This window comes from Roseateles sp. (assembly GCF_965262435.1).
GTDB lineage: Bacteria > Pseudomonadota > Gammaproteobacteria > Burkholderiales > Burkholderiaceae_C > Paucibacter_A.
In genome coordinates this window covers 2,849,727-2,863,053 of record NZ_OZ253537.1, presented here as the reverse complement: position 1 = coordinate 2,863,053, position 13,327 = coordinate 2,849,727, and the positions used below count along the sequence as shown (strand labels likewise).

Annotated in this window: 13 protein-coding genes and 1 tRNA gene; 3 read left to right on the top strand and 11 right to left on the bottom strand. The window is 64.1% G+C overall.

The window, feature by feature from the left end; all coding sequences use genetic code 11:
* Positions 1-7: 7 nt before the first annotated feature.
* The 11 genes from ACQY39_RS12285 to cysS form a co-directional block, all read right to left on the bottom strand.
* Positions 8-1,210, bottom strand: coding sequence for an NnrS family protein (locus tag ACQY39_RS12285; RefSeq protein ID WP_428506587.1), 1,203 nt, complete (start codon positions 1,208-1,210; stop codon positions 8-10).
* A gap of 19 nt (positions 1,211-1,229) precedes the next feature.
* Positions 1,230-2,666 carry a cytochrome c oxidase accessory protein CcoG gene (gene ccoG / locus ACQY39_RS12280; RefSeq protein ID WP_428506585.1) on the bottom strand — a complete coding sequence of 479 codons (1,437 nt, stop codon included), beginning with the start codon at positions 2,664-2,666 and terminating at the stop codon, positions 1,230-1,232.
* Positions 2,653-3,162: an RrF2 family transcriptional regulator gene (locus tag ACQY39_RS12275; protein ID WP_428506583.1), complete on the bottom strand. Its 510-nt coding sequence runs from the start codon at positions 3,160-3,162 to the stop codon at positions 2,653-2,655. Before ACQY39_RS12275 ends, ccoG begins: the two co-directional genes overlap by 14 nt.
* Before the next feature lie 39 nt (positions 3,163-3,201).
* A complete protein-coding gene (locus ACQY39_RS12270; protein ID WP_428506581.1) occupies positions 3,202-4,422 on the bottom strand; it encodes an NnrS family protein in 1,221 nt (406 codons plus the stop codon).
* A gap of 24 nt (positions 4,423-4,446) precedes the next feature.
* Positions 4,447-4,749 (bottom strand): DUF2249 domain-containing protein, encoded by a 303-nt coding sequence (locus ACQY39_RS12265; RefSeq protein ID WP_428506579.1) that lies wholly within the window; start codon positions 4,747-4,749, stop codon positions 4,447-4,449.
* Between the two features lie 451 nt (positions 4,750-5,200).
* Positions 5,201-5,293: transfer RNA gene (locus ACQY39_RS12260), tRNA-Ser, on the bottom strand.
* A gap of 51 nt (positions 5,294-5,344) precedes the next feature.
* The gene (locus tag ACQY39_RS12255; RefSeq protein ID WP_263562658.1) at positions 5,345-6,616 is read right to left on the bottom strand and encodes an aspartate kinase; all 1,272 of its coding nucleotides are present in this window, start codon (positions 6,614-6,616) and stop codon (positions 5,345-5,347) included.
* Positions 6,617-6,746: 130 nt separating this feature from the next.
* Positions 6,747-8,126: a tRNA lysidine(34) synthetase TilS gene (tilS, locus tag ACQY39_RS12250; RefSeq protein WP_428506577.1), complete on the bottom strand. Its 1,380-nt coding sequence runs from the start codon at positions 8,124-8,126 to the stop codon at positions 6,747-6,749.
* A gap of 63 nt (positions 8,127-8,189) precedes the next feature.
* Entirely contained in the window at positions 8,190-9,161 is a 972-nt protein-coding gene (locus ACQY39_RS12245; RefSeq protein ID WP_263562660.1) for an acetyl-CoA carboxylase carboxyltransferase subunit alpha, read from the bottom strand.
* 78 nt (positions 9,162-9,239) lie between these two features.
* The gene (locus tag ACQY39_RS12240; RefSeq protein WP_263519291.1) at positions 9,240-9,893 is read right to left on the bottom strand and encodes a DNA-3-methyladenine glycosylase family protein; all 654 of its coding nucleotides are present in this window, start codon (positions 9,891-9,893) and stop codon (positions 9,240-9,242) included.
* 2 nt (positions 9,894-9,895) lie between these two features.
* Positions 9,896-11,272 carry a cysteine--tRNA ligase gene (cysS, locus tag ACQY39_RS12235; RefSeq protein WP_428506574.1) on the bottom strand — a complete coding sequence of 459 codons (1,377 nt, stop codon included), beginning with the start codon at positions 11,270-11,272 and terminating at the stop codon, positions 9,896-9,898.
* 239 nt (positions 11,273-11,511) lie between these two features.
* On the opposite strand from cysS, the gene ACQY39_RS12230 reads away from it, so the two are divergent.
* From ACQY39_RS12230 to ACQY39_RS12220, 3 genes are all read left to right on the top strand, one after another.
* Positions 11,512-12,105 (top strand): tetratricopeptide repeat protein, encoded by a 594-nt coding sequence (locus ACQY39_RS12230; protein ID WP_428506572.1) that lies wholly within the window; start codon positions 11,512-11,514, stop codon positions 12,103-12,105.
* Between the two features lie 82 nt (positions 12,106-12,187).
* Positions 12,188-12,823 carry a peptidylprolyl isomerase gene (locus ACQY39_RS12225; RefSeq protein ID WP_428506570.1) on the top strand — a complete coding sequence of 212 codons (636 nt, stop codon included), beginning with the start codon at positions 12,188-12,190 and terminating at the stop codon, positions 12,821-12,823.
* A complete protein-coding gene (locus ACQY39_RS12220) occupies positions 12,820-13,326 on the top strand; it encodes a peptidylprolyl isomerase (RefSeq protein WP_428506568.1) in 507 nt (168 codons plus the stop codon). Before ACQY39_RS12225 ends, ACQY39_RS12220 begins: the two co-directional genes overlap by 4 nt.
* Position 13,327: the final 1 nt, after the last annotated feature.

The window sequence follows — 13,327 nt, the reverse complement described above, 5'->3', positions numbered from 1 at the left end:
TTGCGCTTCATCGTTCACGACCTCTTCCTCTCCCGCTTTGAAGCAGCCACGGCCCATAGCGCAAGCTCCAGGCCAGCGCCAGAACGAGGTAGGCCAGCGCAACAGCAGGCAGCAGGTCTACAAGGCCCGGCCAGACAGGAGCCAGCGTGGCAGCCAAGCGGCCAGCAGTCAGCAACTGCAGCAGGGCCTGCATCAAGCTCAGGCCTCGGTCGACGGCCACGCTTCGGCCCTGTTGAACGGCGCTGACCCGGCTGGCCATGGCCAGCAAAGTCGTGCCCATAAATCCGAGCGTCAGCGCATGCAAGGCAGCCATGGCCAGCGCGCGCTGCAGATCCGGGCGGCCCAGTCCGGCGCCCCCTTGCGCCAGCGCGTCCAAGGCCAGGCTCAGACCCAGCCACATATAGCCGGCATGAAGCTGGGCGACCAGGGGCGTGCGCCGGGCGGCGTGCAGCTCACGCCGCTGCGCGTCACGCAAAACGAACACCGCCAGGCACAGCAGGGTCGCGGCAGCCAAGAGGTGAATCGGCGCCGGCAGCGGCCAGGCCCAGAGCGCGGCCAGGTCCAGGCCAGCGCGCAGCAGCAGGCTGAGCAGCAGACCGATCAAGAGGCCTGGCGCGCGTCGGCCTTGCTGGTGCACAAACGGCGTCAAGCGCTGCAAGGCCAGCACGAAGATGCTGCCAACACCCAGACACAAAGCCAGACGCTGTGCCGCCTGCAACAGCGTCGCCTGCTCGAACAGCACGGCCAGCGCAGCACACAGCTGGCACAGGCCAACCCAGAGCAAGCCGGCGGCGATGCCCCAGGCATGCGCTGAAAAGCGCGCACCGTCCCGGGCGCAGCGGCGCAGCAGGACCATTGCCATGCCGAGCATGAACAGGCCCGGCACAGCGGCAAACCCGGCGGCCAGACCGCGTCGGCCCGCAGCATCGGCCAGCAGCAAGCCCAGCCAGGCCAGCCAGGCGGCCACAGCGGGCAGCACGAGCCGGCTGCCGTCGAGCGGCTCTTGGTCCAGCCAGCGCGGAAAGCTGGTGCCAGCAAAGCCGGCAATGAACAGCGGCATCATGCCCAGACTCATCAGCCAGCCATGCAGGACCGACACCGGCAGCACACCGGCTGGCCGCTGCCCCAACAAGCACGCGCTCCACCAGAGTGCGCTGCTCAGCCACAGCGCAGCGGCAGCCGCGAACAACGGACGGTGGGGCGACAGCATGTGCAGGCGCCGGCAGAGATCAGCGCGGCAGGTAGAACACGGCCTTGCTGCGGAAGCGGCTGCCGGGGTGGTCGCGATCCTCGGCGACGAAGTAGACAGTATGGGTGCCTGGTGCGAGGCCGGCCTGCTGAGGCAAGCGCAGCTGAACCGGCACGGCGCCGATGGCGGCCGGCGCCAACAGAAACTGGCTACCCCCTTGGGCTTGCAACTGCAGCCCGTCCAAACCCTCGGCGCTCAGAGTCAGGCGCAAAGGCCGCTCGGTGCGGTTGATCAGCTGCAGGCGGTAGGCGTTCTCGACCACGCCGTCCTCGACCTCGCGCGCCATGGTGCTGCGGTCCTTGACTACATCGATCAACAGGTCCTGGCGCTGCTGCAGGCTGAAAGCAAAGGCGCCGCTCAGCAAGAACAGGCCCGCCCCATAGATCAAGACCCGCGGCCGCAGCACGCGGGCCAGCATCTGCGAGCGCGTCCAGTGATTCTTGATGCCGTTCTCGGTGGCATAGCGGATCAGGCCACGCGGCGCCCCGACCTTGTCCATCACCTGGTCACAGACGTCAATGCAGGCGGCGCAGCCTATACATTCGTTCTGCAAGCCATTGCGGATGTCAATGCCGGTGGGGCAAACCTGCACGCACAGGGTGCAGTCCACGCAATCGGCGGTCTGGCCAAGCGCGAGCTCTGGCCCTTTGCGCGAACGCGCGCCACGCGGCTCGCCGCGGGCGGCGTCGTAGCTGATGATCAGCGAATCGGCATCAATCAGGGCACTCTGAAAGCGCGCATAGGGGCAGATGTACTTGCACATCTGCTCGCGCAAAAACCCGGCGTTGCCATAGGTGGCGCCCGCGTAGAACAGCACCCAGAAACTCGGCCAAGCCGCGAGCTGCAGGTGCAAGAGCTGTTGGCTGAGCTCGCGGATCGGCACGAAGTAGCCGACGAAGCTGAAGCCGGTCAGCAAGGACAGGGCCAACCAGCCTCCGTGTTTGGCGGTCTTGCGTGCCAGCTTCTCGGCCGACCAGGGCGAGCGGTCCAGGCGCATGCGCGCCTGGCGATCGCCCTCGGTATGGCGTTCGATCCACAGAAACATCTCGGTGTAGACGGTCTGCGGGCAGCTGTAGCCGCACCAGAGGCGGCCGGCCACGGCGGTGAAGAAGAACAAGGCCAGGGCGCTGAGCACCAGCAAGGCAGCGAGGTAGATGAAGTCCTGCGGCACGAACATCAGGCCCAAGACATAGAAACGCCCAGCGTCCAGATCGAACAACAGGGCTTGGCGTTCATTCCACTGCAGCCATGGCACGCCGTAGAAGAAGAGCTGGGTCAGGGCGACCATCAGCCAGCGCCAGTTGGCAAAGCGGCCACTGACCGAACGCGGGTAGACCTTGGCCTCGGCCACATACAGGGGAATCACCCGGGACGCCGTCGAACCCAGCGGTGAGCGCGGGGTGTCAGAGTGGCTCATGGGGCTTTCGGCTGCGCCGTTTGATGGGGACGGACTGAATGCTCAAGCCGGACAAGCCCACAGGCACGCCGCGCGACGTGGCGCTGGCGGGAGTCTGGGCCGGGCTCAGGAGATCAGCCAGGCTGTGGCGATCCAGCTGCTCCAGGAAGGCCGCGAGCGCCTCGTTGAAGATCCCGGTCAGGCGGCAGCGGCCGGTCAGGCTACAGGCATTTCCATTGCCGAGACACTCCACCAGGTAGAAGTCGGGCTCCACGGCGCGAACCAATTCGCCGAGCATGATGTCTTCCGGCGCCAAAGCCAAGCTCATGCCCCCGCCTTTGCCACGCACCGTACGAATCCAGCCGCCCAGCCCGAGCTGGTGGGTGATCTTGGTCAGATGGGCTTCCGAGATGTCATAGGCCTGAGCGATCTCAGCCGTGGTGCAGAGCCGATCGGGATGCTGGCCCAGATAGATCAGCATGCGCAAGGCGTAGTCGGTCATGGTGGTCAAACGCATGGCTGATCCTTGTTGGTTTTCATGAACGGAGCCATGTTCTCATCCTGGCAACCCATCAACCCTGGGCCGCAGCAGCATGGGACCATAACGCCACAAATACAGGGCAAATGCCAATGTCCAGCACAGGGCAGACAGCCGGACTGCCCATAGCAAGGCCGCCGGCAGCAGCAGTGGCAGAAATACCCGCAGCACAGCGGCCGCAAGCAAGGCCAGGTAGGCCGTCGTCTCCACCGGCCCAGCTTTCAGCGGCCGACCGGTGTGCCCGAGGGCGGTGCGCGTGATCATGCCCAGGGTCATCAGTCCGATCAGACCCACCGTCAGGGCATGGGTCGCAGAGGCCGCGGGCAGCCAACCCAGGGCCGCCGCTGCACGCAAAGCGAGGTGCAGCAAGAGCCAAGCGTAGGCCGCGTGAAGCACCCAGACCAAAGGGTTGCCCAGGGTCTTCCAAGGCTGCCAGAGCGCGAAGCGCAGGCTGTGCGCAAGCAAAGACAGCAGCAGCGCCAGAAGCATCACCGGGCCGCTCAAGCCCAGTGCGTCACAGGCGGCCAGCAGCAGCAGCGCCGCCAGTGCGACGCGCTCCAGGCGAGGCTCACGGCGCGCGTTCATGCCAGGCACACCATTGTTGGAGAACATGGGCAGCACTCGGCCGGCCATGACGGCAATCATGAACAAGAGCAGATCGAGCGCCAAGGGCAAGCCCAGGCCTTGAAACGGTGCCGACGGCAACTGAAGCGCGGCCCACAGGCCCAACTGCTCGAGATGCAAAGCAGCGGTTGCCAAGCCCAAGGCCAGCAGCAGGCCGACAAAGAAGTAATTCCGCCGGTTGCCACCTGCGTGCAGGGCCCGCCACAAACCCCAAGCCGCCAGCCAAGGCACGGCCACATTGACCGCCAGCGAGGCCCACAGCCAAGGCGTCAGCACCAGCACGCGGGCGAGCACCCAGAGCGCCGCCAGCGCCATCAAGCGGCGGCCCGTCGGCGTGGCCCGCCCCGACCAGTTTCGACCGGCCGTGAACAGAAAGCCGATCACGATGGCCAGGGCATAGCCGAACACCATCTCATGGGCATGCCAGGCTGAACCGCGCAGACCTCCACTGGCCAGCAAGCCGCTGAATTGCAGCGCCCACAAAGGCACGGACAGCATGGCCAGCAAGGCAGCCAACAGATAAAACGGCCGAAAGCCCAGATCCCAGAGCGCCAACCCCTGGCCGGACCGGTGCCGCCGAGGCGGCTCCTGCAACTGAACGAACACAGTGCCCATCCTGCTCTCCTCCTGCCGCTTCGCTCAGCGGGCGCCACTGCAGCAGCCGCAGCAACTTTGAGCCGCCGGGCGCCGACCGATACGAAGACGCCATTGCGTCGGACCGGCCTCCACTACCTCCCAATCGAACTGACCCGGCCACAAGGACTGGAACTGCTGCTTCAAGGGCAGAGGTTCATGGTCGGCGTGCAATTCGAACCAAGCCCCGATCGGCAAGCTTTCGAAGTGCTGAACGATCAGGCCATGGCGCTGCGCGGGGGGAATCAGACGCACATCAATGACAGGGGGCACGGCCGGCACGGCACAGTGGGTGGAGTCGATGTTCATACGGGACCTCCGATAAGTTGCATTCAGAATGCATCTATTGTCCCGCCATCCGCGCTTAAAAGCAATATTTAAAATGAATCTTATAAGCAACCGCCTGTCCCACTGAAGTACCCCACCCAGCAAGCGGCGACGCAGGGTACCCTGCTTACTCCTGCTTTTGACCGTCCGGCGCGGCACGGCTTGAAGCGCGGCAAGCGCGCTGTGTCGGAAGCCCACAGACCCAAAGCCTCAGGACCGAAGGAGATAACTCGGTGCTGCGGCAGCCGCGTCTTCGTAAACCGTTAGTTGGGCGGCAACCCGCAGCCGCAAGGTGGCCGGGCTTTATTGCCCCCATCAAAGCCCGCAGCCATGGCGAGCCCAGAAAGCAAAAACCCCTGATCAGCTTTCGCTCATCAGGGGTTTCGCATTTTTGCAGCGTCTGTTTTCGACTTTTCAGTCTGCCAACTTCAGCTGGCGGAGTCGGAGAGATTCGAACTCTCGATGCAGGTTTTGCCCACATACTCCCTTAGCAGGGGAGCACCTTCGGCCACTCGGTCACGACTCCAGCGTAGCCTTGCATTCTATACGAAGAATTTCAGGCTTCGCAAGAACTTCTTCAAGATTTTTCGTCTTGGTCCAGATCGAAAGCCTTGTGCAGCGCGCGCACGGCCAGCTCCATGTACTTCTCGTCGATCACGACCGAAGTCTTGATCTCGCTGGTGGAAATCATCTGGATGTTGATGCCCTCTTCGCTCAGCGCGCGGAACATCTTGGAGGCCACGCCGACATGCGAGCGCATGCCGATGCCGACGATGCTGACCTTGCAAATGCGCGGATCGCCAACCACCTTGGAGGCATTGGTGGCGGGGCCGACCTTGGTCTCCAACAGTTCCAGCGTGCGGGCGTAATCGTTGCGCGGCACGGTGAAGCTGAAGTCGGTCTTGCCGTCGTGGGAGACGTTCTGGATGATGACGTCGATGTCGATATTGGCATCGGCCACCGGGCCCAGGATCTGGAAGGCGATGCCGGGCTTGTCCGGCACACCCAGCAGGGTCACCTTGGCTTCGTCACGGTTGAAGGCAATGCCCGACACGACGGCTTGTTCCATTTTCTCGTCCTCTTCAAAACTGATCAGGGTGCCGGACTTGGCTTCCTCGTTGATATCGATATCCCAGGGCGTGAAGCTGGACAGCACGCGCAGCGGCACGCGGTACTTGCCCGCGAACTCGACCGAGCGGATTTGCAGAATCTTGGAGCCCAGCGAGGCCATCTCCAGCATCTCTTCGAAGCTGATGGTGTGCAGGCGGCGGGCCTCCGGCACGATGCGCGGGTCGGTGGTGTAGACGCCGTCCACATCGGTGTAAATCAGGCATTCGTCGGCCTTCATGGCCGCGGCAATCGCCACCGCCGAAGTGTCCGAACCGCCACGACCCAGGGTCGTGATGTTCTTGTGCTCGTCGATGCCCTGGAAACCGGCGATCACGACCACCTTGCCGGCGGCCAGGTCGGCGCGCACGCGGGTGTCGTCGATGCTTTCGATGCGTGCCTTGGTGTAGGACGAATCGGTGGCCACGGGCACTTGCCAGCCGGTGTAGCTGACCGACTCCAGGCCTTCGGCCTGCAAGGCGATGGCCAAGAGGCCTACCGAGACCTGTTCGCCAGTCGAGGCAATCATGTCCAGTTCACGGTTCAGCGCGGCGCTGCTGCCCGCTGGGGCCAGTTCTTTGGCCAGGCCCAGAAGACGGTTGGTTTCACCGCTCATTGCCGAGGGCACGACCACCATCTGATGCCCGGCGCGGGCCCATTTGGCGACTCGTTTGGCGACATTGCGGATGCGCTCGGTCGACCCCATCGAGGTGCCGCCGTACTTGTGAACAATCAAGGCCATAAGGGTTCGTTCGTCACGCGCGGAATAGGAAAATTCCCGGTCGGGTGGGGTGCGCCGCGGTCGCAGCCAAAGATTCTAGCTGCTGCATTGCAGCAATATGACGCCCTCCCCCGGGCCTGCGGGCCGAGGCTTACGCATCCAATGCAGGCTCACTCTCACCCAGACGAAGCCAGCGCACCGCCAGCTGCGACGCGCCCGGCGGAGCCCAATGGCGCGCATCAAGGCCGAGGCCTGGCGCGAACAGCACCTGCTGCCTTGCGGCTTGCAGCAACAAGGGCCCCTCTCGATGCCAGGCCGGCAGCGCCGCACTCTGATAAGCCTTCTTGAGGCTGCGCGCCACGCCACGAGGCTGACGCTGAAACTGTTCGCCGCCCTGCCGGGCCCGCATGCAGACAGCGGCGAGACTTTCCGGCAGCACGCCACCCTCACTCACGGCTACGACCTCCCAGGCGCCACCCCAATCGGGCTGAGGGTAGACACCCGGTCGGCTCAAATCGAGCAGCCTCGCCTCACCCATCGGAGCACCCACCTCAAGGGCCGCCTGCCAGCTCAGATGCTGGCGGTAGAGATGCAAGACGCCAGGGCCGCAAGGCCAGCTGAGTGTTGATCCCCAGTCCTCGCGCGCCAAGACCTCGGTGACCAGGTGCGCTGAAGCGGCCTGCCCCGTCTGCTGATGCAGCCAGGCACGCAAGGCATTGCTGGCGCGCGCGGGGCTCAAAGCCTGCAAAGCCGGCAGATGCAGGCCTTGCTGACTCAGCAAAGCCGGCAAGTCTTGCTCGGCCATTTCGCGCTGCAGGGCCAGCGCTTGCTGGGCCCAATGCGCACCCAGGGCCAAGCTGCGCTCCGCCGCCGGAAAGGCGTCGGCCAGCGCCGGCCAGATCTGCAAACGCAGGCGGTTGCGGCTGTAGCGCGGGTCGCTGTTGCTGTCGTCCTCGACATGGGGCAAGCCCTGAGCCTCCACATAAGCCTCGATGGCCTCTCGTCCCAACTGCAGCCAGGGCCGCGCCCAAACCAGGCCGGTGTGCCCCGCTCGCTCCTGCAAGCGCGGCATGCCAGCCAGCCCAGCAACGCCGCCACCGCGCAGAGCTTGCAGCAGCAGGGTTTCGGCCTGATCACGCCTATGGTGGGCCAAGAGGATGAGCTTGGAACCCGCCTCCAGCGCCATCTCGGCCAAGGCGGCGTAGCGCCCTTCGCGCGCCCAGGCTTCGATGCTCTGCGCCGCAGCGGGCTGGCCTGCCAAGCGCCGGTGATGGAACTCGACCGGCAGACCTTGCGCCGCCCAATCTCGGCACAGCGTTTGGCCGTGCTGCAGCCAGGCATCAGCTTGCGAGCTCAGGCCGTGATGGACATGCAAGGCCAGCACCTGAACACGTGCATCGATCGTTCGATTGAGTGCCTGGGCCTGGAGGGCAACACAGTGGAGCAAGGCCGTCGAATCACGGCCTCCGCTGAATGCCACAGCCACGCGCCGGGGCGCGGACAGATCGGCATTCAGTTCGGGATTCAGCACAACCACAGATCGCCCATGAAAAACGGGCCCCACGGGGCCCGGAATTTGAGATCCGCCGACGAATCAGCGGCTCTTGGTGTCGCCGAAGCGGCCATAGGCCTGCAGGCGCTCATAGCGACGATCCAGCAGTTCCTTGGGCTTGAGGTCGCTGACCTGGCGCAGGGCGTCGCTGAGGGCGCGCTTGAGGTTGGATGCCATCTGCTTGTTGTCGCGATGGGCGCCACCGACCGGCTCATTGACGATCTTGTCGATCAGGCCCATGGCCTTGAGGCGGTGGGCGGTGATGCCCAGGGCACTGGCAGCCTCCGGAGCGCGCTCCGAAGACTTCCACAAAATGGAGGCGCAACCTTCCGGCGAAATCACCGAATAGGCCGAGAACTGCAGCATCAGCACCTGGTCGGCCACGCCGATGGCCAGGGCGCCGCCCGAGCCACCTTCACCGATCACAGTGGCGATGATGGGCACTTCCAGCTGCGCCATCTCGAAGATGTTGCGTCCGATCGCTTCCGATTGACCACGCTCCTCAGCACCGATGCCAGGGTAGGCGCCCATGGTGTCGATCATGGTGAAGACCGGCAGGCCGAACTTCTCGGCCAGCTTCATCAGGCGCAAGGCCTTGCGATAGCCCTCGGGGCGCGGCATGCCGAAGTTGCGCAGTGCGCGCTCTTTCGAATCGGCGCCACGCTGATGGCCGATGACCATGCAGGCCTGGCCGTTGAAGCGAGCCAAACCGCCGACGATGGCAGCGTCATCAGCGAAATGACGATCGCCGTGCAGTTCCTGGAATTCGGTGAAGACCTCGGCGCAGTAGTCCAGGGTCTGGGGGCGCTGCGGATGCCGGGCGATCTGGTAGACCTGCCAGGGCTCGACGCTGGCGTAGACGTCCTTGGTCAGCTGCTGACTTTTCTTGGAGAGCCGATCAATCTCTTCGGAGATGTCCACCGCCGATTCGCTTTGCACATAGCGCAGCTCTTCGATCTTGGTTTCCAGCTCAGCGATAGGCTGCTCGAACTCGAGAAAATGTTTTTTGCTCATCCTGCGATTTCGTGTCAGTGAGGAGGGTCCGAAGACGACTCAAGCCACCATTTTAAGGCAGGCCAGAGGGCTGGCGAATCAGGGCTGCACCGGGGCCGGATCGAGGCTGCGCCAAATGTACCATGTGGCTACCGAGCGGTAAGGCGCCCAGGCGTCGCCCAGCTCGCGCGCTTCCGCCCGCGACACCGGCTCGCCGGAAAAGTACAAATCGCTGATGCCCTTGATCAAGCGCGGATCGTCCAGCGGCAGCACATTGGGCCGCGTCAGATGGAAGATCAGGAACATCTCGGCCGTCCAACGACCGATGCCGCGAATGGCCACCAGCTCGTCGATGATGGCTTCGTCGTCCATCTGCGTCCATTGCTTGACATGGACCTGGCCGTCTTCGAAATGCTGAGCCAGGTCGCGCAGATAGTCGACCTTTCGAGCCGAAAGCCCGGCCACCCTCAAGCCCTCCGGCGCCTGGGCCAACAAGGCCGCGGGCTGGATCTTCGCGGCATTGCCGGGCAGCAGTGCAACAAACTTCTCCCAGGTGGCCTGCGCCGACTTGGCCGAGATCTGCTGACCGATGATGGAGCGAGCCAAGGTCGTGAATGCATCGGCGCGACTCTGCAGGCGCGCCTCGCCAAACTGAGGGATCAGCTTCTTGAGCACCCGGTCGCGCTTGACCAGATGGCGGCAAGCCTCATCCCAGTAGTCCGGGGTCACCCCGGCCGGATTGGAGCGCACCACGCTCAGGCCCGCGACCAGCTGGTACCAGCGGCGGAATCCTGCAGGACGATGCCTGCAGCCAGGAGTTCGGCGCGAATTCGATCGGCGCCGGCGAAGTCGCGCGCGGCCTTGGCAGCGGCGCGAGCCTCGATCTGAGCCTGGATGGCAACTTCATCCAGACCGGCACCGGCCTGCAGATACTGGCGCGGCGGCTGCTGCAAGAAGCCCAAGGTGCTGGCCAGCTTTTTCAGCAAGGCGGCATCAGCCAGCGAGCGCGAGCGGTTGACTTCGCTGGCCAACTCAAACAACACGGCTAGGGCGCCCGGCGTGTTGAAGTCGTCGTCCATGGCGGCGCGGAAGGCAGCCGCGCGCGGCTCGCTCCAGTCCAACTCAGCCAGTTCCGGCACGTCCAAACCATCGAGCGCCGTGTAGAGGCGGCGCAGTGCGGCGCGCGCGTCGTCCAGATTGGCATCGCTGAAATTGAAGGGGCTGCGGTAATGGGTGCGCAGCATGAAGTAGCGCAGGGTTTCGCCGTCGTAAGTCTTGAGCACGTCCTGGATGGTGAAGAAGTTGCCCAGACTCTTGGACATCTTCTCGTTGTCCACGTTCAAGAAGCCGTTGTGCATCCAGACGTTGACGAAAGCATGGCCCAGCGCACCCTCGCTCTGGGCGATCTCGTTCTCATGGTGCGGGAACTGCAGGTCCATGCCACCGCCGTGGATGTCAAAGCGCTCACCCAGCAAAGCGCAGGCCATGGCCGAGCATTCGATATGCCAGCCCGGGCGGCCGGCGCCGTAGCTGCTGGCCCATTTGGCGTCCTCGGGCTCGCTCTCCTTGGCGGACTTCCACAGCACAAAGTCCAGGGCGTCGAGCTTGCCATCGTCCACGGCCACGCGCTCGCCCGCGCGCAAATCGTCCAGCGACTTGCCGCTGAGCTTGCCGTAGCCAGGGAATTTGCGCACGGCGTAGTTCACATCGCCATTGCTGGCGCGGTAGGCCAAGCCCTTGTTCTCAAGCGTGCCGATCAAATCCAGCATCTGGCCGACGTAATCGGTGGCGCGCGGCTCATGGGTAGGACGCTCGACGCCGAGGGCGCCGATGTCGCGGTGCATGGCGGCGATCATCTCGTCGGTCAGCTCGCGGATGCTGATGCCGCGCTCGACCGCGCGCTTGATGATCTTGTCCTCGATGTCGGTGATGTTGCGCACATAGGTCACGCGGTAGCCCGAGGCCTTGAGCCAGCGCTGCACCACATCGAAGGCCATCATCATGCGAGCGTGGCCCACATGGCAGAGGTCGTAAATCGTCATGCCGCAGACATACATGCGCACATGACCGGGTTCGATAGGGGCGAAAGGCTGGACCGAGCGGGTCAGCGTGTTGTAAATGCGAAGAGACATGGGTGCTTGAACCAGGATGTACGCGCCGAACCGCCGGGAACTTGAATTCGGCTGGCCTGCCCGCGCTGCGCTTGGATGCATGCGCTGCGAGCCGGTTCGGCTCCAAGCGATGCGCACACTGCGTCGAAGGCCGGCCGGACGACTTGAGGCGGGCGCCGTAGAATGAGCTTCAGTATACCGGCAGGGTTTTGCGGCCAGGCCTTGGCACTTACCCCGCAACCAGCCCAAACCCGCCCTCAATGCCCCTCCAACACCCGTCAATTCGTCCGCAACGCAGCGCCAGCCGGCCAGCAAAGGCTCGCTTTCCCGCGACGCTCCGTCTGGCACTCGCCGCCCTGCTGTTCCATCTGTTCGGTCTGCCTCTGGCCCATGCCAGCGAGCTCGACATTGCCCAAAGGCAGTGGCTGGCTGGCCAACGGCCGCAGGCGGTGGCCACCTTGGAAGCCGCTCTGAAGCAGACCCCGGATGAGTTGAAGCTGCGTTTTGCCCTGGGCGTGATGCGCATGGAGCTGGGTGAACAGGGCAGCGCGCAGCAGATCTTCATCCAGCTGACCGAAGACTTCCCCGACCTGGCCGACCCCTACAACAACCTGGCCGTCATCCACGCCAGCCAGGGCGACCTTGACCGCGCCCGCAACGAACTGGAACAAGCCCTGCGCCTGCAACCCAATCACGCGCAGGCTCAGGAGAACCTGGGCGACGTCTTGCTGCGCCAGGCCTTGCGGGCTTACCAGAGGGCCCAGCAGGCCCTGGCGGCGCCATCCACCACCCTGGCGCTCAAGCTCAAGCGAACCCATGATTTGCTGCAAGAGGCCTCGCGCCGCCCGCAGTGACAAGCCAGCGGTTTTCACGACGGCGCCGAGCCTCAAGCAAGCACCACCGAGAATTGCCCCACATCCTGGAGGAATGAAAGCCATGCAAACGAAAACGATTCAATCCTTGGGCCGAAGACTGGCCCTGTTCTCGCTGGCGGCCCTGGCTGTTTGTGGCGCCGAGGCACAGGCACCCCTGGCCGCATCAGCAGCAGCCACTGCGCAGATCAATCCGACCGTGTTCGTACGCCTGAGCACCAGCGAAGGTGACATCCGCATCGGGCTCGATGCCGACAAGGCGCCCAAGACCGTGGCCAATTTCGTGCAGTACGTGAAGGCCGGCCATTACAACGGCCTGATCTTCCACCGCGTCATCGAGAACTTCATGATCCAGGGCGGCGGCTTCACCAAAGACATGCAGCAGCGCCCGACCAAACCGCCGATTCCGCTGGAGTCGCGCAACGGCCTGAAGAACCTGCGCGGCACCCTGGCCATGGCCCGCACCAATGACCCGAATTCGGCCACATCGCAGTTCTTCATCAACACGGTGGACAACGCCTTCCTGGATGCGGACAACTCGCGAGACGGCAATGGTTATGCCGTCTTCGGCCTCGTGCTCGAAGGCATGGACGTGGTCGACAAGATCCGCACCACGCCGACCACGGCCCAAGGCCCGCACCAAAACCTTCCGCAAAACCCCATCACCATCACCAAAGCCCTTGTGGAGCCCAAGAAATGAGCAAGATCGTTGAACTGCACACCAACCACGGCCTGATCCGCGTCGAACTCGACGACGCCAAGGCGCCGATCTCGGTTGCCAACTTCCTGTCCTATGTGAACAGCGGCCATTACAACGGCACCGTGTTCCACCGCGTGATCAAGGGCTTCATGGTCCAGGGCGGCGGTTTTGAAGTCGGCATGAAGCAAAAGCCGACCACGGGCGAGATCCAAAACGAAGCCAACAACGGCCTCAAGAACGATCACTACACCCTGGCCATGGCACGCACCAATGCGCCGCACTCGGCCTCGAGCCAGTTCTTCATCAACACCACCAACAACGGCTTCCTGAACTTCAAGTCCGAGACCCCATCGGGCTGGGGCTATGCCGTGTTCGGTCGCGTGATCGAAGGCAAGGAAGTCGTGGACGCCATCGAAAAGGTCAAGACCGGCCGCTCGGGCTTCCATGACGATGTGCCGCTGGAAAACGTGGTGATCGAACGCGCCGTCGAAGTTGCAGCCTGAG